Genomic DNA, 18,155 nt, shown 5'->3' with positions numbered 1-18,155 from the left:
GCCCCCGCCACCACGACCGCCGCCGTGCAGGCCGGCCGCGGCGCCTATGCCCGCGCCGCCCAGCCGCAGGTCGCCGCCAATGCGCTGCGCGACGGGCTGGCCGCCGCCGAAGGCACCGCCGGCGAGCCCTGCCGCGGCTACACCGTGCGCAACGATCGCTCGGGCGCGCTCGGCCGCTACCAGCTGCTGCCCGTGGCGCTGACCGATATCGGCTGGAAGGACGGGGCCGGCCGCTGGACCGACCGCGCCGCCGCCGCCGGCGTGCAGAGCGAGGCCGATTTCCTGGCCCGCCCCGCCGCCCAGGAAGCCGCCATGGCCGCCTATCTGCAGCGCACCAACCAGCAGCTGAAGGCGAACGGCGCCCTGGCCCAGGCCGGGCGCAACCTGACCGGCATCGATGGCCGGCCGATCACCCTGACCGAAGGCGGCCTGGTCGCCGCCGCCCACCGCCAGGGGGCCGGCGCCGTGGCCCGCTGGCTGGAACACCGGACGGAACGCCCGGACGCGCCGCTGACCCCGGCGCAGCGCACGCTGTTCCAGACGATCGAAGCCCGGCTGCGGAACTTCGCGTCGGTGCCGGTCAGTGGGAACAGGGTGGCCTGACGGGAAGACAGGGGTAGGCCAGGGGAATGAATTCCCCTGGACCCCATCTTTTTTCTGTCAGTGCTGCCGCGCGCTGCCGACCAGGCGGGACGCTGCACTCATAAAAAATGCGCCCCGCCGTGATGCCCTGGTGCGGGCAACGACGAAGCGCAGGTCACTCAACGGCCGGTGATAGAAAAGAATGATGGGGGTCTGGGGGAAGAATTCATTCTTCCCCCAGCCTTCAAAATCCTACCCTGGCTTCTCTTCAGGCCGTCCGATCTGACCCACCGGCCAGGGCCGCCTGCGCCGCGGCCAGCCGGGCGACCGGGACGCGGTAGGGGGAGCAGGACACGTAATCCAGCCCCGTCGCCTCGCAGAACTGGATCGAGGCCGGGTCGCCGCCGTGCTCGCCGCAGATGCCCAGCTTCAGTTCCGGCTTCACGCTGCGGCCCTTGTCCTTCGCGATCTGCACCAGGGCGCCGACGCCTTCCGGGTCGATCGACACGAAGGGGTCCTTCGGCAGGATGCCCTTCTCGACGTAGTAGGGCAGGAACTTGCCGGCATCGTCGCGCGACAGGCCGAAGGTGGTCTGCGTCAGGTCGTTGGTGCCGAAGCTGAAGAAGTCGGCGACGCCGGCGATGGCGTCGGCCGTCAGGCAGGCGCGCGGCAGCTCGATCATGGTGCCGACCAGGTATTCGATCTCCTGGCCCGCCTCGGCGAAGACCTCCTTGGCGACCTTGTCGATCTGGGCGCGGGTGATCTCCAGCTCGCGCTTGGCCGCGACCAGCGGGATCATGATCTCCGGCACCGGGGCCCTGCCGGTTTCCAGGGCGATGGCGACGGCGGCCTCGAAGATGGCGCGCGCCTGCATCTCGTAGATCTCGGGATAGGTCACGCCCAGGCGGCAGCCGCGATGGCCGAGCATCGGATTGGCTTCCGACAGGTCGGCGGCGCGGCGTTGCATGGTGGCCAGGTCCGCGCCCAGGCTGCGCGCCACCTCGGCCAGCTCCTCCTCCTTGTGGGGCAGGAACTCGTGCAGCGGCGGGTCGAGCAGGCGGATGGTCACCGGCAGGCCGGCCATGATGCGGAACAGCTCGACGAAATCGTCGCGCTGGAAGGGCAGCAGCTTGGCCAGGGCGTCGCGGCGGCCGCCTTCCGATTCGGACATGATCATCTGGCGCACGGCGCCGATGCGGGCCGGGTCGAAGAACATGTGCTCGGTGCGGCACAACCCGATGCCCTCGGCGCCGAACTTCTTGGCGGTGTCGGCGTCGAGCGGGGTCTCGGCATTGGCGCGCACCTTCAGGCGGCGGACCTTGTCGGCCCAGCCCATCAGGGTCGCGAAGTCGCCGGACAGCTTCGGCTCCACCATGGCCACGGCGCCGAGGAAGATCTCGCCGGTGGCGCCGTCGAGGGTGATGGTCTCGCCGGCCTGCACGGTCTTGCCGCCGGCGCGCAGCTGCTGGCTGTTGTAGTCGACGACCACCCCGCCGGCGCCGGCGACGCAGGGCCGGCCCATGCCGCGGGCGACCACCGCCGCGTGGCTGGTCATGCCGCCTCGGGTGGTCAGGATGCCCTTGGCGGCGTGCATGCCGTGGATGTCCTCGGGCGAGGTCTCGATGCGGACCAGGATGACGCTCTCGCCCTTGGCGGCGCGGGTCTCGGCCTCGTCGGCGGAGAAGACGACCGTGCCGCAAGCGGCGCCCGGCGAGGCCGGCAGGCCCTTGGACAGGGCGCTGCGCTTGGCGTTGGGGTCCAGCGTCGGGTGCAGCAGCTGGTCGAGCGAGCCGGGGGCGACGCGCTTGACCGCCTCGCGCTCGTCGATCAGGCCTTCGCGGGCCATGTCGACGGCGATCTTCAGGCTGGCGGCGGCGGTGCGCTTCCCGTTGCGGGTCTGCAGCATGTACAGCTTGTTCTGCTGCACGGTGAACTCGATGTCCTGCATGTCCGTGTAGTGCTTCTCGAGCGTCCCACGGACCTTGACCAGCTCGCCATAGGCGGCGGGCATGGCGGCTTCCATGCTGCGCTCGCCCGGCTTGGCGCGGCCTTCCGACATCGGCTGCGGCGTGCGGATGCCCGCCACCACGTCCTCGCCCTGCGCGTTGATCAGGTACTCGCCGTAGAAGATGTTCTCGCCGGTCGAGGGGTCGCGGGTGAAGCAGACGCCGGTCGCGCAGTCGTCGCCCATGTTGCCGAAGACCATGGCCTGGACATTGACGGCGGTGCCCCAGCTGGCCGGGATCTCGTGCAGGCGGCGATAGGTGTTGGCGCGCTGGTTCATCCAGCTGCCGAAGACCGCGCCGATGGCGCCCCAGAGCTGGCCCTCGGGGTCCTGCGGGAAGGGGGTGCCCAGCACCTCCTGCACCATCGCCTTGTAGTGGGTGACGACCTGCTTCCAGTCCTCGGCGGTCAGCGCCGTGTCCTCGGAGACGCCGCGATCCAGCTTGGCGTCCTCGATGATCTCCTCGAAGCGGTGGTGGTCGACGCCGAGCACGACCGAGCCATACATCTGGATGAAGCGGCGGTAGCTGTCCCAGGCGAAGCGCTGGTCACCCGAGGCTGCGGCCAGCCCCTCCACCGTGCGGTCGTTCAGGCCGAGGTTGAGGACGGTGTCCATCATGCCCGGCATCGAGACCCGGGCGCCGGAGCGGACCGAGACCAGCAGCGGCTTGGCCTCGTCGCCGAACTTCAGGCCGACGGCGGCCTCGATGCGGGCCAGGCCCTCGGCCACCTGCGCCTGCAGCTCGGCCGGGTACTGCTTGCCGTTGTCGTAGTAGTAGGTGCAGACCTCGGTGGTGATGGTGAAGCCGGGCGGCACCGGCAAGCCGATGGATGCCATCTCCGCCAGGTTGGCGCCCTTGCCCCCCAGCAGGTTGCGCATCTCGGCCTTGCCGTCGTTGCGGCCGGCCCCGAAGCCATACACCCACTTCTGCATGTTGCGTTCCCTCAGCCTTCGATCTTGGAGAAATCGGCCACCTGGTCGATCGCCGCGCGCAGCCGGGCCAGCAGGCCCAGGCGATTGCGGCGCAGCGCCGGATCCGCATCATTGACCACCGTGTCGACGAAGAAAGCGTCGACCGGCGCGCGCAGCCGGGCCAGCGCGGCCATGGCGGTGGTGTCGTCTTCCGCCGCCAGCGCCGCGCGGGCCTCCGGCAGGGCGATGTCCAGCGCCGCCGACAGCGCCTGCTCCGGCGCGGTCTTCAGCAGGCTGTCGTCGGTCGCGGCCGCATGCGGCCCGTCCTTCTTGTCCTCGATCCGCAGGATATTGGCGGCGCGGCGCGAGGCGGCCAGCAGGTTGGCGCCGTCCTCGCCCTCGAGGAAGGCGCGCAGGGCACCAGCGCGCGCCAGCAGGCGGACCAGGTCGGCGCCGCCCCCCGGCAGCACGGCGGCCAGCACGTCATGCCGCTCGCCCTCGGCGCGCAGCTGCACGCGCAGGCGGTCGGCCAGGAAATCGAGCAGCCCGGCGGCGAAGGCGGCCACCATCGGCGGGTGGTCGGACTTGGGGTCGGGCTGGAAGCCGGCCTTCATCGCCTCCTGCGCCACGCCCAGGCCGAATTCCGGATTGGCCGTCGAGCCCACCGCCTGCGGATAGCCGAAGAAGGCTTCGGCCAGGGCATCGCCCAGGTCCAGGCGCAGCCCGTTCTCGCGCAGGATGCGGATGACGCCCAGGGCCGCGCGGCGCAGCGCGAAGGGGTCGCCCGAGCCGGTCGGCCGCTCGTCGGCGGCGAAGAAGCCGGCCAGCTGGTCCAGCTTGTCGGCCAGCGCCACCGCGATCGCCACCGGCTCCGACGGCACGGCGTCGCCCGGGCCGGCCGGGCGGTAATGCGCGGCGATCGCCTCGGCGACGCGCGGGTCCTCGCCATCATGCAGCGCGTAGTAGCGGCCGATGATGCCCTGCAGCTCGGGGAATTCGCCGACCAGGCCGCTGGCGAGATCCGCCTTGGCCAGCTTCGCGGCGCGGCCGGCGAGCTCAGCGTCGGCGCCGAGCTTCTTGGCCAGGAAGCGGGCCAGCCGCTCCAGCCGCGCGACGCGCTGCCCCTGGGTCCCCAGCTTGGCGTGGAAGACCACGGTCGCCAGCTTCGGCAGGAAGGCTTCCAGCTTCTGCTTGCGGTCCAGGTCCCAGAAGAAGCGGGCATCCGACAGGCGGGCGCGCAGCACCCGCTCGTTGCCGGCGGCGACCGCCTTGCCGCCATCGATGGCGGCGATGTTGGAGGCCAGGGCAAAATACGGCGCGGCGCTGCCGTCGGGACGGCGCAGGGCGAAATAGCGCTGGTTGACGCGCATGGTGGTGCGCATCAGCTCGGGCGGCAGGTCCATGAAGGCGTCGTCGATGCGGCCGAGCAGCGGCACCGGCCATTCGACCAGCCCGGCAACCTCGGCCACCAGCCCTTCATCCGGCACCACCTCGACCCCCTCCGCCGCGGCCAGCGCGGCCACGCCCTCGCGCACCAGGCGGGCGCGTTCGACCGGATCGATAACCACATGCTTGGCCGCGAGTTGCGTCGCGTAGTCGCTGAAGTTGTGCACCGCAAAATCACCCGGGGAGAGAATCCGGTGACCCTCGGTGCGGTCCGACGACGCCAGGCGATGCCCGTCATCCTCGCCCAGCGCCAGGCTGAACGGCACCACGGCGCCGTCGAACAGGCAGAGAATCCGCTTCAGCGGCCGCACCCAGACGAAGCTGCTGGTGCCGCCCCAGCGCATCGACTTCGGCCAGGGCATCTTGCGGAGAATTTCGGGGAGGTGCTTCGCCAGGAGCTCGCCAGTCGGGACCGACGGCTTCACAACCTTGGCAAAGAGCTTCTCGCCCTTCTTTTCCTTCCGGACGACCAGCGTGACGCCCGCGCCGTCATGCACGGCGACATCGGCGCCCGCCTCGGCCTTGCCCGCCGCCGCGCGGATCGCCGGCAGCACGCCCTCATCCAGCCCGACCTTCCCCAGGAAGCCAGTCAGCGCGCGCTCGGGGGCCTCGGGGGCGGGGCCGGCCAGCTCTTCCTCGACCGGGGCGGTGGCCGCCGGCAGCTCGGCGACCAGCGCCAGGCGCCGGGGACCGTAGAGGCTCCGCAAACCCTCGGCCTGCAGACCCTTGGCTTGAAGACCGGCCGCCTTCAGCGCCTCCCCCACAAGCCGCGCCAGGTCCTCCGCCGCGCGCGCCTGCATGCGGGCGGGAATTTCCTCGGAGAAGAGTTCGAGCAGAAGTTCGGGCATCGGAGAGGGGCCTTGCGGGCAGAAGGGCCGGACGGAAGCGTGGGCGTGGATCAAGGCGACAGCGTGGCAGCAGGGCCAGGCCGGCAGAGGGGCGTCAGACGCCCGCCAGCCAGACCTCGCAGCAGCGCTTGGCGAGCGCCCGGACACGGCCGATATAGGCAGCCCGCTCGGTCACGCTGATGGCGCCGCGGGCGTCGAGCAGGTTGAAGGCGTGGCTGGCCTTGATGCACTGGTCATAGGCCGGCAGGGCCAGGTTCTTCTCGACGAGCGCCGCGCATTCGCCCTCGGCATCCTTGAAGTGCTGGAACAGCAGCGCGACGTCGGCATGCTCGAAGTTGAAGGCCGAGAACTCCTTCTCGGCGCGCAGGAAGACCTCGCCATAGGTCACGCCCTGGCCGTTGAAATCCAGATCGTAGACGTTCTCGACGCCCTGGATGTACATGGCCAGCCGCTCCAGCCCGTAGGTCAGCTCGGCGCAGGGCTTCTCCACCGGGATGCCGCCGACCTGCTGGAAATAGGTGAACTGGGTCACCTCCATGCCGTCGCACCAGACCTCCCAGCCCAGGCCCCAGGCGCCGAGCGTCGGGCTTTCCCAGTCATCCTCGACGAAGCGGATGTCGTGCAGCGTGGGGTCGATGCCCAGCGCCTTGTAGCTTTCGATCAGCAGCGCCTGCGGGTCGGCCGGGCTCGGCTTCAGGATCACCTGGTACTGGTAGTAATGCTGCAGCCGGTTCGGATTCTGGCCGTAGCGCCCGTCGGACGGGCGGCGCGAAGGCTGCACATAGGCCGCCTTCCAGTCCTTCGGCCCCAGCGCGCGCAGCGTGGTGGCCGGATGGAAGGTGCCGGCGCCCATCTCCATGTCGTAGGGCTGCAGGATCACGCAGCCCTGCGCGCTCCAGAAACGATGCAGCGTCAGGATGATATCCTGGAAGCTGAGGGGTTTGGTCTGGGTGGGCGTCTCGGTCATGATGTCTTGGGCTTGCGGCCGTGTTGCGCGGCGCACCATAAGACCGGCCCCACCCCCCGGCAAGGAAGGGCACAATGCACATGGCCGCCACCGAGACCCTGATCCGCTCCTACTACGCCGCTTTCAATGCCGGGGACGCGGAGGCCATGCTGGCCCTGCTGACCGACGACGTGGCCCACGACATCAACCAGGGCGCGCGCGAGACCGGCAAGGGCGCCTTTCGCAGCTTCCTGGCGCGGATGGCCATCCACTACCGGGAAGAGCTGCGCGACATCGTGGTGCTGTGCGAAAGCTCGGGCCTGCGCGCGGCGGCGGAATTCACCGTCCATGGCACCTACCTGGCGACCGATGCCGGGCTGCCGGAAGCGGTGGGGCAGACCTATGTCCTGCCGGTCGGCGCCTTCTTCGAGGTGCGCGACGGGCTGATCGCCCGGGTCACCAACTATTATAATCTTGAGGACTGGACCGCCCAGGTCAGCTGAAAGAAAGGCCAGGGGAATGAATTCCCCTGGACCCCTTCTTCTTTCTGTCTGTCAGGCCGCGGCGTCGTAGTCGCGTTGGGCGGCCAGGACGGCGCCGATGTGGCGCTCGGACCATAGGCGCAGCCCTTCCAGGGTCTCGGCCAGGTCGGCGCCCAGCGGCGTGATCGAATATTCGACCGTCACCGGGACCGTGGCGAAGACAGCGCGACTCGCGAAGCCGTCACGCTCCAGCCGCCGCAGCGTCTGGGCCAGCACCTTCTGCGAGATGCCGGTGGCCCGCTTCAGCGCGCTGAACCGCATCGGCCCCTGCGACAGCAGCACCAGCAGCATCACCGTCCACTTGTCCGCGATCCGGTCCAGCACCAGCCGGGTCGGGCAGTCAGGGTTGAACAGGTCGCCGCAATCCATCGCCTGGTTTCCTCAACCATACCTGATAGGGAAAAAGTGCCTTCTTCGCAGCCCGGTCAAGCCGGACTATCTGGTTTCCCAAGGTAACCACCCTACCACAGGAATGCAGCCATGAAGATCGCCCTTATCGGTGCCTCCGGCCAGGCCGGCAGCCGGATCCTCGCCGAGCTCTCGGCCCGCGGCCACCACGTCACCGCCATCGCCCGCGACACGTCGAAGATCGCGACCCTGCCGGGCGTGACCAAGGCGGTCGGCGACGCGGCCGAGCCCGAGGCCCTGGCCCCCCTGCTGGCCGGGCATGACGCGGTGATCAGCAGCATCCACTTCCTGGCCAGCGACGTGGAGAAGCTGCTGGCGGCGGTGAAGCAGGCGGGTGTCCCCCGCTACCTGGTGGTCGGCGGCGCCGGCAGCCTGGAGGGCGCGCCGGGCCAGAAGATCTTCGACAGCCCGGGCTTCCCGGCGATCTACCTGGCCGAGGCCAAGGCCGGCGGCGCCTTCCTCGAGCGGCTGAAGCAGGAGGCGGCGCTGGACTGGACCTTCCTGTCGCCGTCGGCCGAATTCCACCCCGGCGAGCGCACCGGCAGCTTCCGCCTGGGCACCGAGCAGCTGCTGGTCTCCGAGGCCGGCCGCAGCCATATCTCCTTCGAGGATTATGCCGTGGCCCTGGCCAATGAGATCGAGGCGCCGCAGCACAGCCGCCGCCGCTTCACCGTCGGGTACTGATGCCGGTTCTCCATTACATCCACGATCCGCTCTGCGGCTGGTGCTACGCGGCCTCCCCTTTGGTGGAGGCCGCGGCGGCGCTGCCGGGGATGACGGTCGCGCTGCATGGCGGGGGGTTGTGGGACCCGCCGACCGGGCTGCCGCCGGCGAAGCGGTCGATGATCGCCTCGGCCGACCAGCGCATCGCGACGCTGACGGGGCAGGCTTTCGGGGCGGCCTATCTCGAAGGGCTGCTGCAGGATCCGGCGACGGTCTTCGATTCGCGGCCGGTGACCGCGGCGCTGCTGGCGGTCGGCGATCTTGGGCTGCCGATGCTGCGGCTGATCCAGACGGCGCATTACGTCGAGGGTCTGCGGGTGGTCGATCCCGAGGTGCTGGCCGGGTTGGCTGGGCGCCTCGGCGTGGTCGACTTTGCCGGCCGGTTTTCCGCCGTGGATGTCGACGGGCATATCCTGGCGACGCGGCGGCTGATGCAGCGGATTGGCGCCGGTGGCTTTCCGACGTTCCTGTTGGAAAGCGAGATGGGCGTGCGCCCTGTATCCCACAGCGACTGCTACGGGGACGTGCCCCGTTTCGTGGAGCGGTTGTCCAACTGATGTGGGGGTCCGGGGGCATTCAATGCCCCCGGGTCTTGCTTTCTTTAAGCCCACTCCCCCTTGCGCATCACCGGCGTCTTCGCGCCATCGAAGCCGATGCCATCGATATCCACCTCCGCCGAGCCGATCATCCAGTCGACATGGATCAGGCTGGAATTGCCGCCGCGGGCCTTGAACTGCTCGTCCGACATCGTCTCCGAATCGGTGAAGCACTTCTTGTAGGCCTGGCCGAGGGCGATGTGGCTGGCGGCGTTCTCATCGAACAGCGTGTTGAAGAAGAGCAGCCCGCTCTGCGCGATCGGGGATGAGTGGGGGACGAGGGCGACCTCGCCGAGCTGGCGGGCGCCTTCGTCGGTGGCGATCATCTTCTGCAGCACGGACTCGCCGGTCGAGGCATGGGCCTCGACGATGCGGCCGGCCTCGAAGCGGACGCGGATGTCGCGGATCAGGGTGCCCTGGTGCGCCAGCGGCTTGGTGGCCGAGACGGTGCCGGAGGTCATGCCGGCATGCGGGGTGGTGAAGACCTCTTCGGTCGGGATGTTGGGGTTGCCGGTGATGCCGTTGCGCGCCTTGGAGGACCCGCCCATCCAGCTGTGCTCGTCGGCCAGGCCCACGGTCAGGTCGGTGCCGGGGCCGGTGAAGTGCAGCGCGCGGAAGCGGCGGGCATCGAGCTGGCGGCGGCGCTGCATCAGGGCGGCGTTGTGCGCGGCCCAGGCGGCCTTGGGGTCGGCCTGGTCGACGCGGGTGGCGGCGTAGAGGGCGTCCCAGAGCTTGGCCACGGCCTGCTCCTCGGACACGTCGGGGAAGACGGTGCGGGCCCAGGCGGCGGAGGCGAAGGGCACCAGGGTCCAGTTGATCGCCGAGGCGGTGATCAGCTCGAGCGCCGGGCGATAGGCCTGGGACCGGGCGCGGTTGGCGCGGGAGACGCGCTCGACGTCCTGGCCGGCCAGCAGGTTGGGGTTCTCGCCGACCACGGCCAGGCGGGCGGCGCCATTGGCGAAGGCGCGGGCCATGCCGTCATAGAGCCAGCCGGCGGCGGCATCGAAGCTGCCTTCGGCGGCGAAGCGGTAGCGGGCGAGCGCGGTCTCGTCGTCGGAGAAGATCGGCGTGACCAGCGAGGCGCCGGCCTTGTAGGCGTGCTCGACGATGCGGCGGACCAGCGGCAGGGCCTCGATGGAGGCGGTCAGCACCAGCTCCTGGCCCGGCTTCAGCCCGCCGAGCCCGACATGGACGGCGATCTCGGCCAGGCGGTCGAGGCGGGGGTCGATCGGCATGGAGCAATCCTTCACTGCGCTTTTCGCGGCTCATTTGGCCCCGAGGCGGCGATGGGCCCAAGGGGCTGGCACGCCCAGGGCTGCATTTTTTCGGGATCAGGCCCGCGCATCGGCAGATTTCACGCTTCTCCGCCCTCGGACAGCCTAAATTCCGCGGCCGCGATTCCCCAGATGCGGGGATGGCACCAGCAGGGCGGCGCGGCCGCGCCAGGGATCAGACAGGAAGCGATGGACGGCAAGGCGGGCAGCCTGCGGCGGGTGCGGATGTCGACCCGGGCCTTCCGGGCCTGGACCGACCTGTGGTCGCGCTCCGGCTGGCTGGTTCAGGCGCATTGCGCCAGCGGCCAGGCGCGGCTGCTCGACCCCTTCGGCGCGGTGCTGGCCAGCGGCACGCCCGAGGATTGCATGGCGCTGGCCGCCCGGGTGGCGCGGCCCGCCGGCTGCCGGCGCGGCGTCGTGCTGCTGCATGGGCTGGGGCACCATCCGGGCGGGCTGGCCCGCGTCGCCGCGGCGCTGGCCGATACCGGCTGGGCGGTGGCCAATCTCGGCTATGCCAGCCTGCGCCAGCCGCTGGCGGCGCATGCCCGCGCCGCCAGCACCGCCGCCCGCGCGCTGTTCGAGGATGGCGCGGCCGAGGTCGCCTTCGTCGGCCACAGCCTGGGCGGGCTGGTGGCGCGCAGCGCCATGGCCCGCGCCGGGGAGGATGGCTGGCGCGCCGGGCGGCTGCTGCTGCTGGGCTCGCCGGCGCGGGGGGCGGGGATCGCGCGCGCCGTGGCCGCGCTGCCGCCCTATCGCGTGCTGACCGGCGATTGCGGCCAGGCGGTGACGCCGGCCAGGGCGGCGCTGGTGCCGGTGCCCGATTGCCGCGGCATCGCCGTGGTGGCGGGCGGCACCGGCGGCCGCGGCTACAACCCGCTGCTGCCCGGCGACAATGACGGCATTGTCACGGTCGCCGAGACGCGGCTGCCGGAGCGCGAGGACGGCTTCGCCCTGGTCCGCGCCCGGCACACGCCGCTGGCGGCCAGCGACGGCGCCATCCGCGCCGCGCTCGGTTTTCTGGAACTGGGCCGCCTCGCCGCTTAAGCGGCCCGGATCCCCTGCAGGAAGCTGCTGACCTGGCCGCGCAGCGCATCGGCGCGGTGGCTCAGCGCCTCGGAGGCGGCATGGACACGGCCGGCGGCCTCGCCGGTGCGGGCCGAGCCCTCGCGCACGCCGCCGGCATGGCGGGAGGCCTCGTCGGTGCCGAGCGCGGCCTCGGCGACGGCGCGGCCGATCTCGCGGGTGGCGCTGGCCTGCTCCTCGGTGGCGGCGGCGACGGCGGCGGTGCTGGCATCGATGGTCTCGATGGTCCGCGCGATGCCGGCGATGGCGTCGACCGTGCGCTGGGTCTCGCCCTGCATGGCGGCGATCTGGGCGCTGATCTCCTCGGTCGCGCGCGCCGTCTGGCTGGCCAGGTTCTTCACCTCGGAGGCGACGACGGCGAAGCCCTTGCCCGCCTCGCCCGCCCGGGCGGCTTCGATCGTGGCGTTCAGCGCCAGCAGGTTGGTCTGGCCGGCGATGTCGCTGATCAGCTTCACCACGTCGCCGATGCGGTTGGCCGCGGCGGCCAGGCCCTGGACGGTGGCGTCCGTCCCGCGGGCCTCCTCGGCGGCGCGGCGGGCGACGTCGGCGCCGCCGCTGACCTGGCGGGCGACCTCGGCGATGCTGGCGGCGAGCTCCTCCGCGGAAGCGGCCACGGTCTGCACGTTGCCGCTGGCCTGCTGCGCGGCGGCGGCGACGGAGGCCGCGCGCTCGCTGCCCTGGCGGGCGGTGTCGCTGAGCTCCCCGGCCGTCGCGTTCAGCTCGGCGGCGGCGCCGGAGACGGCCTGCAGCAGCTCGGTCGATTCCGCCTCGAAGCCACGGATCAGCCCGGCGACGCGGGTGGTCTCGGCATCCTTGGCGGCCTGGCCGGCCCGCTGCTGCTCGGCCAGGTCGTCGGCGCGGCGGAGCCCCGCGCGGCATTCGTCGACGGCGCGCGACATGTCGCCGATCTCGTCGGCCCGCGCCGCGTCGGGCAGGGCGAAGCCGTAGTCGAGCTGGGCCAGCCGGCGCAGCGCGGTGCTCAGCCGGGCCAGCGGCAGCAGCACCCGGCGGCGCACCAGCAGCACGGCGCCGAGGCCCAGCAGGAAGACCAGCAGCGTGCCGGCGCCCAGCAGCCACAGCAGCCGCCCGGCCGCCGCCGCCTCGGCCCGCGCCGCGGTGCCGATATCGGCCAGCGCGGTGTCGGCCACGGCGACCAGGGCGCCGGTGGCCTCGTCGATGCCGCGGTTGATGCCGGCGGCGTCGACGGTGGCCGGCCGCTTGGCGGCGAAGGCCTGCTCCAGCCCGGTGCGCAGCGCGACGAACTGGCCGAAATAGCTGGCCTGGGCGGCGGCGATGGCGGCCTGGGTGGCCGGCGGCGCCTCGCGCGCGACGCCTGTCACCAGCGCCCAGGTGGCACCGGCCCGCGCCCGCAGCGCCGCCACCGCCAGCCGGTCATCGGCCGAGAAGCCGCCGTCGCGCAGCGCATTGACCAGGAAGTCGCGCTCCAGCCCGCCAGCGTCGCGGGTGGCGTAGGCGGCGTCCTTGATCTGGGCGAGCGTCGCGCTCTGGCCGTCGCGGGCGCGGACCTGGGCGGTCAGGGTGGCGCTGAATTCCTCCAGCAGCTCGACCAGGGTGGTGATGGTGGCGTTGTAGCGGTCGGCCATGCCGGCCGGGCGCTGCGCCAGCGGCAGCAGGGCGGCGCGGTCGGCCTCGGGGCGCAGCGCGTCCAGCGCGCGGCGGGCCTGGCGCAGCCGGCCGGGCCCGTCCTGGTCAGCGCAGGTGACCTGGGCGCAGGCGGCGGCCAGGCTGTCCAGCGCCGGCCCGGCCAGGGCGCGGGCAGGGTCGATCGTGGCGCGCAGCCCGGCATCGGCCGGCGCCGCGCCGCGCAGCGCCAGGCGCAGCGGGCCGCGCTCGACCCGGGTGTTCTGCAGCGCGATGAAGGCGGCGCGGGTGGTGTCGGCCAGGGTGATCGCCCGCTCCGCCCGCTGCAGCCCGGTCCAGGCGTCGTACAGAAAAAAGCCGGCGCCGCCGGCGAGAGGGGCGCAGAGCAGGCAGACCAGGGCGGTCACCTGGGTCGAGATGGAGATCTGGCGGCGCATCGGTTCCGTTTCCGTCGATCGCCGCCTCGCGAGGGGCGGCTTGATCGCCACCTTTTCGCAGCTATCCGTGACTCACTTCTGAATGGTTAACGTTCTGCTCGCCGCCGGATCACAGCCCGATCCGGCTCCAGGCCAGGCGTTCCTCGACCACCGCCATGGCGCCGCGCAGCAGCCGCATCGGCAGCGAGGGGCGCTTGGCGCCGAAGCGGACCACCTGGGCCTTCTCGCCGAAGCGGCGGCGGATTTCGCCCTCGGCATCGCCCAACCCGTCCACCAGGCCGAGCGGCAGCGCCTCCCGCCCGGTCCAGAAGCGGCCGTTGAAGATGTCGGCCTCGTCGACCTTCAGGCGGTCGCCGCGGCGGCTGCGCACCCAGCCCTTGAACTCGCCATGCAGCGCGGTCAGCAATTCCTCCAGCCGCGCCTGCTGCCAGGGCTCGACCGGGCGGAAGGGGTCGATGAACGACTTCTGGTCGCCCGCCGTGGCCAGGCGGCGCTCGACGCCGAGCTTCGCCGCCAGCTCCTCCAGGCCGAAGCTGGCGGAAATCACGCCGATCGAGCCGACGATGCTGGAGGGGTCGGCGATGATCTCGTCCGCCGCGCAGGCCAGCCAATAGCCGCCCGACGCCGCCGCATCCTCGCAGCAGGCGATCACCGGCACCTTCTTCTCGGTGGCCAGCTGGCGGATGCGGCTGGCGATCAGGCTGGACTGCACCGGCGACCCGCCCGGCGAGTTCAGCACCAGCACCACCGCCTGCAGCCGCTTCAGGGCGAAGGCGCGGTCGAGCAAGGGCCCGACGCTCTCCAGGCTGAGGCTGCCGCCGGGGCCGATGCCGCCGCGCGCGGCGATGACGCCGGAGAGGCGGAGCAGCGCGACCCGCGGGTGGCGCTTCAGGAAGGGGATTCGCATGGTGGCACAGATGACCACCCTTCCCCGTCGCGACAAGAAGTGCGACGAAGCCGGCGACCTGACCATGGCCCTAGGAGAGAGCCCGATGAAGACCCGCGCCGCCGTCGCCTGGGAAGCCGGCAAGCCGCTGTCGATCGAGGAGGTTGATCTCGAGGGCCCGCGTGACGGCGAGGTCCTGGTGGAGATCAAGGCCACCGGCCTGTGCCACACCGATAAATACACCCTGTCCGGCGCCGATCCGGAGGGCATCTTCCCCGCCATCCTGGGCCATGAGGGCGCCGGCGTGGTGCTGGAGGTCGGCCGCGGCGTGACCTCGCTGAAGCCCGGCGACCATGTCATTCCGCTCTACACGCCGGAATGCCGCGAATGCGACTACTGCCTCAGCCGCAAGACCAACCTGTGCCAGAAGATCCGGATCACCCAGGGCCGCGGCCAGATGCCGGACGGCACCAGCCGTTTTTCTTGCAGAGGCAAGCCTATCCACCACTACATGGGCACCTCGACCTTCGCGAACCACACCGTGGTTCCCGAGATCGCGCTGGCCAAGATCCGGTCCGACGCGCCGTTCGAGAAGGTCTGCTACATCGGCTGCGGCGTGACCACCGGCCTCGGCGCCGTGCTGTTCACCGCCAAGGTCGAGGCTGGCGCCACGGTCGTGGTCTTCGGCCTGGGCGGCATCGGGCTGAACGTCATCCAGGGCGCCAGGATGGTGGGGGCCGACATGATCGTCGGCGTCGACATCAACCCCGAGCGCGAGGAAATGGCCCGCCGCTTCGGCATGACGCATTTCGTCAATCCGAAGGAGGTCCAGGGCGACCTGGTCGGCCACCTGGTCGAGCTGACCCGCGGCGGCGCGGATTATTCCTTCGAATGCGTCGGCAACACCACGCTGATGCGCCAGGCGCTGGAATGCTGCCACAAGGGCTGGGGCGTCTCGACCATCATCGGCGTCGCGGCGGCCGGGCAGGAGATTTCCACCCGCCCCTTCCAGCTGGTCACCGGCCGGCGCTGGATCGGCTCGGCCTTCGGCGGCGCCCGCGGCCGCAGCGACGTGCCGCGCATCGTCGACTGGTACATGGACAAGAAGATCAACATCGACGAGCTGATCACCCACACCATGCCGCTCGAGAAGATCAACGAGGGCTTCGACCTGATGACCCGCGGCGAATCCATCCGCGGCGTCGTCGTCTACTGATCCGCGGTGCGCGCGGCCGCCATAGGGGGTCTCCCCCGCGGCGGCCGCGCCCCTGCCATGCGGCGCACCCCTGCCACGCGGTCCTGGCGGGAACCACATACCAAGGCAGCGTGTTTGCATCGCATGCAGCCGAGGAGCAGCCCGATGTCCGCCTTCCGTCATCTGCTTGCCGTCATGCTGCTGGTCCCCAGCCTGGCCTTCGCCCAGGCCACCGCCGAACGCCCGCCCAGCGAGGCCGAGCGCGGCCGGCTGGAACAGGCGCTGCGCGACCAGGGGTTTCGCGATTGGGGAAAAATTCAGCTCGACCGGGGGATCTGGGAGGTCGAGGACGCCATGGACCGCCAGGGCGCCCGGCGCGACCTGCGCATCCTCCCGGGCGAGCTGCGCATCGTCGCCACCGACATCGACGACCGCCTGGCCAATACCGAGGAGACGATGCGGATCGAGGCCTCGCTGCGCCGCCTGGGCTATCGTGAATTCGGCCGCATCAAGCTCGATGACGGGCTGTGGAACGTGGACCGCGCGCTGGCCGCCGATGGCCAGCGCTATGACCTGACGCTGGAGCGCGAGACGCTGCGCGTCCTCTATCGCGAGCGGGAGGGTTGAGCGCCATGGCGACGATCGACGGGCTGAGCGATGCGGAGATCCGCGCCATCCTGCTGAACACCCGCCACATCGCCGTGGTCGGCGCCTCGGCCAATCCGGCGCGGGCCTCGCATGGGGTGGCGGGCTTCCTGGTCGGCCGCGGCTTCGCGGTGACCCCGGTCAATCCCGGCCTGGCCGGGCAGCAGATCCATGGCGCGACCGTCGCCGCCTCGCTGGCCGAAGCCGGGACGCTGGAGATGGTCGATATCTTCCGCCGCAGCGAGGAAGCCGGCGCCGTGGTCGACGAGGCCATCCGGCTGGGCGCGAAGGTGGTCTGGATGCAGCTGGGCGTCGTCGACGAGGCGGCCGCGGCGCGTGCCCGCGCCGCCGGGCTGACCGCGGTGATGGACCGCTGCCCGGTGATCGAATGGCAGCGGCTGGGCCTGGCCAGCGGCGCCTGACCCGGCGGCCGGCAGGTCCCCGGTGAATTTCATGGCCAGTTTTTAATCTCGAGCTTGAAAGCCGGCCGCGGCTGAGCCAGATGCCATTCTCGCTGCCTGCGCCTGGTCCCTTGCCGGGCGCGTCGCAGCGCTGACAACCAGTCTGGGAAAGGCCCCCACCGGGGATCTGACATGACCGAAGAAGAACGCCGCATCATTTCCGCCTTCGTGGAGCGCATGGCCGGGGTCCAGGCCCCGCAGCCGGCCGCCTCCCCCTGGGGCGGCAGCAGCGTGCCGGCCACCCAGTCGCGCCCGCCCCTGCCCCCCGTCGACCCTGAGTCCGACCGGCTGATCGGCGACCTCTTCGCCCGCTATCCGGAGGCGCGCTACCGCCTGACGCAGACCGCCTTCGTGCAGGAGCATGCGCTGGTCCAGGCGCAGAACCGCATCCAGGAGCTGGAGTGGCAGCTGGAGAACACCCAGCGCCAGGCCCAGGCCCAGGCGCAGGCCCCGCGCAGCGGCGGGCTGTTCGGCGGCATGTTCGGTGGCGGCCAGCAGCAGCAGCGCCCGGTGCAGATGGCGCCGCCGCCGCAGCCGATCCAGCCGCCCGGCGGCTATCCGCAGCAGGGCATGATGCAGCAGGGCCGCGGCGGCTCCGGCTTCCTCGGCTCGGCGCTGACCACCGCGGCCGGCGTCGCCGGCGGCATGGTGCTGGGCAACATGCTGATGAACGCCTTCTCCGGCGGCGGCGCGGCGCATGCGGCGACCGAGGCCGCGGGCGCGGCGGGCGATGCCGCGGGGGCCGCGGGCGGCTTCGGCCAGGAGGCGGTGCCGACCAGCAGCCCCTGGACCGATCCGGGCGCCGGCCAGCAGGACGCCATGCCGGCCGACAACAGCTTCGGCAATGACAGCTTCGGCAACGACGACGGCTTCGCCGATGATGGCGGCGGCTTCGACGACGATATCTGAGCCTGGGCGTCGTTGAGCAGGGGCCAGGGTGGCGCGCGCCGCCCTGGCCCTTTTTTCATGCGTCATGCCGGCTTTCTCGCGCGGCCGGCGCCGCCGCGCTGGCGCTTGTCCCGATCGCGTGGCGGTGGCGTGCTGCGCCGCAACCGGGCATGGCCAAGGCCCCCAGGCCAGCGCGCCGCACCAATGATGCAAGAAGTTTACTTCCAGGTTGAAAGAATTTCTTCTGCGGCTCGCTCGGAATCGCAGGGCGAATACCGGAAAAATCGTCAGTTTTATTGAAAAAATTCTTGCCGACACGTCATTAATCGCTCAGGCTGCCGGGCATGAACACCTTGTCCCTGAGCATGCGGCTGACCCCGCCATAGAGACCGGCCCCCGTGGCCGGTGTCGCCGCGCGCCCCTGTCCGGGGGTGGGTGGTCCCGGCTGCGCGCCTGATCTCCGCGCCCTTCGCGGCCGATGGATGCCTGCGCCTGCCCGGCGCATCCCTGGCATCCGGCCTGCCGCGATGATCGCGTCTGCTCTGGAAGGCCGGGGCCCTGCCGCATGCATTGCGGCGGCCCGCTGCCATCGATCGTGCAAGGTTTCCCCATGTCCTGGATGACGAGCGCCACCGCCCGGCCGCGCAAGCCTGGCTGCCGCCCCGCCCTTCCCCCG

General features: G+C 71.3%; 16 protein-coding genes. 9 read left to right on the top strand and 7 right to left on the bottom strand.

Annotated elements, in window-relative coordinates; genetic code table 11:
* Window positions 1-603, top strand: a 603-nt coding sequence (locus GVN67_RS22050) for a hypothetical protein (protein WP_200845348.1), incomplete at its 5' end; no start/stop codon positions are given.
* Between the two features lie 247 nt (window positions 604-850).
* Here GVN67_RS22050 and ppdK read toward each other — a convergent pair.
* The 3 genes from ppdK to GVN67_RS22035 form a co-directional block, all read right to left on the bottom strand.
* Window positions 851-3,520 carry a pyruvate, phosphate dikinase gene (gene ppdK, locus GVN67_RS22045; protein ID WP_159999487.1) on the bottom strand — a complete coding sequence of 890 codons (2,670 nt, stop codon included), beginning with the start codon at window positions 3,518-3,520 and terminating at the stop codon, window positions 851-853.
* 11 nt (window positions 3,521-3,531) lie between these two features.
* Window positions 3,532-5,793, bottom strand: coding sequence for a glycine--tRNA ligase subunit beta (glyS, locus tag GVN67_RS22040; protein WP_159999486.1), 2,262 nt, complete (start codon window positions 5,791-5,793; stop codon window positions 3,532-3,534).
* Between the two features lie 94 nt (window positions 5,794-5,887).
* Complete coding sequence (locus GVN67_RS22035; protein WP_159999485.1) at window positions 5,888-6,760, bottom strand: glycine--tRNA ligase subunit alpha; 873 nt, start codon at window positions 6,758-6,760, stop codon at window positions 5,888-5,890.
* A gap of 80 nt (window positions 6,761-6,840) precedes the next feature.
* Here GVN67_RS22035 and GVN67_RS22030 point away from each other — a divergent pair, with 80 nt between their 5' ends.
* A complete protein-coding gene (locus GVN67_RS22030) occupies window positions 6,841-7,242 on the top strand; it encodes a ketosteroid isomerase-related protein (RefSeq protein WP_159999484.1) in 402 nt (133 codons plus the stop codon).
* Between the two features lie 51 nt (window positions 7,243-7,293).
* On the opposite strand, the gene GVN67_RS22025 is transcribed toward GVN67_RS22030, so the two are convergent.
* The gene (locus tag GVN67_RS22025; protein WP_159999483.1) at window positions 7,294-7,650 is read right to left on the bottom strand and encodes a helix-turn-helix domain-containing protein; all 357 of its coding nucleotides are present in this window, start codon (window positions 7,648-7,650) and stop codon (window positions 7,294-7,296) included.
* A 111-nt stretch (window positions 7,651-7,761) separates the two neighbouring features.
* Here GVN67_RS22025 and GVN67_RS22020 point away from each other — a divergent pair, with 111 nt between their 5' ends.
* Window positions 7,762-8,373 carry an NAD(P)-dependent oxidoreductase gene (locus tag GVN67_RS22020; protein WP_159999482.1) on the top strand — a complete coding sequence of 204 codons (612 nt, stop codon included), beginning with the start codon at window positions 7,762-7,764 and terminating at the stop codon, window positions 8,371-8,373.
* The gene (locus GVN67_RS22015) at window positions 8,373-8,969 is read left to right on the top strand and encodes a DsbA family protein (protein WP_200845347.1); all 597 of its coding nucleotides are present in this window, start codon (window positions 8,373-8,375) and stop codon (window positions 8,967-8,969) included. Before GVN67_RS22020 ends, GVN67_RS22015 begins: the two co-directional genes overlap by 1 nt.
* A 44-nt stretch (window positions 8,970-9,013) precedes the next feature.
* Here GVN67_RS22015 and GVN67_RS22010 read toward each other — a convergent pair whose 3' ends face one another.
* Entirely contained in the window at window positions 9,014-10,243 is a 1,230-nt protein-coding gene (locus GVN67_RS22010; protein WP_159999481.1) for an aminopeptidase, read from the bottom strand.
* A gap of 228 nt (window positions 10,244-10,471) precedes the next feature.
* Here GVN67_RS22010 and GVN67_RS22005 point away from each other — a divergent pair, with 228 nt between their 5' ends.
* Window positions 10,472-11,326 (top strand): triacylglycerol lipase, encoded by an 855-nt coding sequence (locus GVN67_RS22005; protein WP_159999480.1) that lies wholly within the window; start codon window positions 10,472-10,474, stop codon window positions 11,324-11,326.
* Here the strand turns inward: GVN67_RS22005 and GVN67_RS22000 are convergent.
* Window positions 11,323-13,404, bottom strand: a complete 2,082-nt coding sequence (locus GVN67_RS22000) for a methyl-accepting chemotaxis protein (RefSeq protein WP_159999479.1) — start codon at window positions 13,402-13,404, stop codon at window positions 11,323-11,325. The genes GVN67_RS22005 and GVN67_RS22000 overlap by 4 nt on opposite strands.
* Before the next feature lie 109 nt (window positions 13,405-13,513).
* On the bottom strand, window positions 13,514-14,311 hold the full coding sequence (locus tag GVN67_RS21995) for a S49 family peptidase (RefSeq protein ID WP_159999478.1): 798 nt from the start codon (window positions 14,309-14,311) through the stop codon (window positions 13,514-13,516).
* Window positions 14,312-14,396: 85 nt separating this feature from the next.
* On the opposite strand from GVN67_RS21995, the gene GVN67_RS21990 reads away from it, so the two are divergent.
* The 4 genes from GVN67_RS21990 to GVN67_RS21975 all read left to right on the top strand — a co-directional run bounded on the left by GVN67_RS21990 (window position 14,397) and on the right by GVN67_RS21975 (window position 17,500).
* The gene (locus GVN67_RS21990) at window positions 14,397-15,506 is read left to right on the top strand and encodes an S-(hydroxymethyl)glutathione dehydrogenase/class III alcohol dehydrogenase (protein ID WP_159999488.1); all 1,110 of its coding nucleotides are present in this window, start codon (window positions 14,397-14,399) and stop codon (window positions 15,504-15,506) included.
* Window positions 15,507-15,650: 144 nt separating this feature from the next.
* Entirely contained in the window at window positions 15,651-16,112 is a 462-nt protein-coding gene (locus GVN67_RS21985) for a PepSY domain-containing protein (protein WP_159999477.1), read from the top strand.
* A 5-nt stretch (window positions 16,113-16,117) separates the two neighbouring features.
* Window positions 16,118-16,552: a CoA-binding protein gene (locus GVN67_RS21980; RefSeq protein WP_159999476.1), complete on the top strand. Its 435-nt coding sequence runs from the start codon at window positions 16,118-16,120 to the stop codon at window positions 16,550-16,552.
* A 171-nt stretch (window positions 16,553-16,723) separates the two neighbouring features.
* A complete protein-coding gene (locus GVN67_RS21975; RefSeq protein ID WP_159999475.1) occupies window positions 16,724-17,500 on the top strand; it encodes a DUF2076 domain-containing protein in 777 nt (258 codons plus the stop codon).
* The last annotated feature ends 655 nt before the right edge of the window (window positions 17,501-18,155 follow it).

It is taken from the genome of Roseomonas sp. 18066 (assembly GCF_902706185.1).
Lineage (GTDB): Bacteria > Pseudomonadota > Alphaproteobacteria > Acetobacterales > Acetobacteraceae > Pseudoroseomonas.
The sequence above is the reverse complement of the archived record's forward strand: the minus strand, read 5'-3'. Positions and strand labels throughout refer to the sequence as shown.

Coding starts and splice junctions, on each gene's coding strand:
- ppdK (WP_159999487.1), bottom strand. CDS start 3,520: ATGCAGAAGTGGGTGTATGGCTTCGGGGCCGGCCGCAACGACGGCAAG.
- glyS (WP_159999486.1), bottom strand. CDS start 5,793: ATGCCCGAACTTCTGCTCGAACTCTTCTCCGAGGAAATTCCCGCCCGC.
- GVN67_RS22035 (WP_159999485.1), bottom strand. CDS start 6,760: ATGACCGAGACGCCCACCCAGACCAAACCCCTCAGCTTCCAGGATATC.
- GVN67_RS22030 (WP_159999484.1), top strand. CDS start 6,841: ATGGCCGCCACCGAGACCCTGATCCGCTCCTACTACGCCGCTTTCAAT.
- GVN67_RS22025 (WP_159999483.1), bottom strand. CDS start 7,650: ATGGATTGCGGCGACCTGTTCAACCCTGACTGCCCGACCCGGCTGGTG.
- GVN67_RS22020 (WP_159999482.1), top strand. CDS start 7,762: ATGAAGATCGCCCTTATCGGTGCCTCCGGCCAGGCCGGCAGCCGGATC.
- GVN67_RS22015 (WP_200845347.1), top strand. CDS start 8,373: ATGCCGGTTCTCCATTACATCCACGATCCGCTCTGCGGCTGGTGCTAC.
- GVN67_RS22010 (WP_159999481.1), bottom strand. CDS start 10,243: ATGCCGATCGACCCCCGCCTCGACCGCCTGGCCGAGATCGCCGTCCAT.
- GVN67_RS22005 (WP_159999480.1), top strand. CDS start 10,472: ATGGACGGCAAGGCGGGCAGCCTGCGGCGGGTGCGGATGTCGACCCGG.
- GVN67_RS22000 (WP_159999479.1), bottom strand. CDS start 13,404: ATGCGCCGCCAGATCTCCATCTCGACCCAGGTGACCGCCCTGGTCTGC.
- GVN67_RS21995 (WP_159999478.1), bottom strand. CDS start 14,311: ATGCGAATCCCCTTCCTGAAGCGCCACCCGCGGGTCGCGCTGCTCCGC.
- GVN67_RS21990 (WP_159999488.1), top strand. CDS start 14,397: ATGAAGACCCGCGCCGCCGTCGCCTGGGAAGCCGGCAAGCCGCTGTCG.
- GVN67_RS21985 (WP_159999477.1), top strand. CDS start 15,651: ATGTCCGCCTTCCGTCATCTGCTTGCCGTCATGCTGCTGGTCCCCAGC.
- GVN67_RS21980 (WP_159999476.1), top strand. CDS start 16,118: ATGGCGACGATCGACGGGCTGAGCGATGCGGAGATCCGCGCCATCCTG.
- GVN67_RS21975 (WP_159999475.1), top strand. CDS start 16,724: ATGACCGAAGAAGAACGCCGCATCATTTCCGCCTTCGTGGAGCGCATG.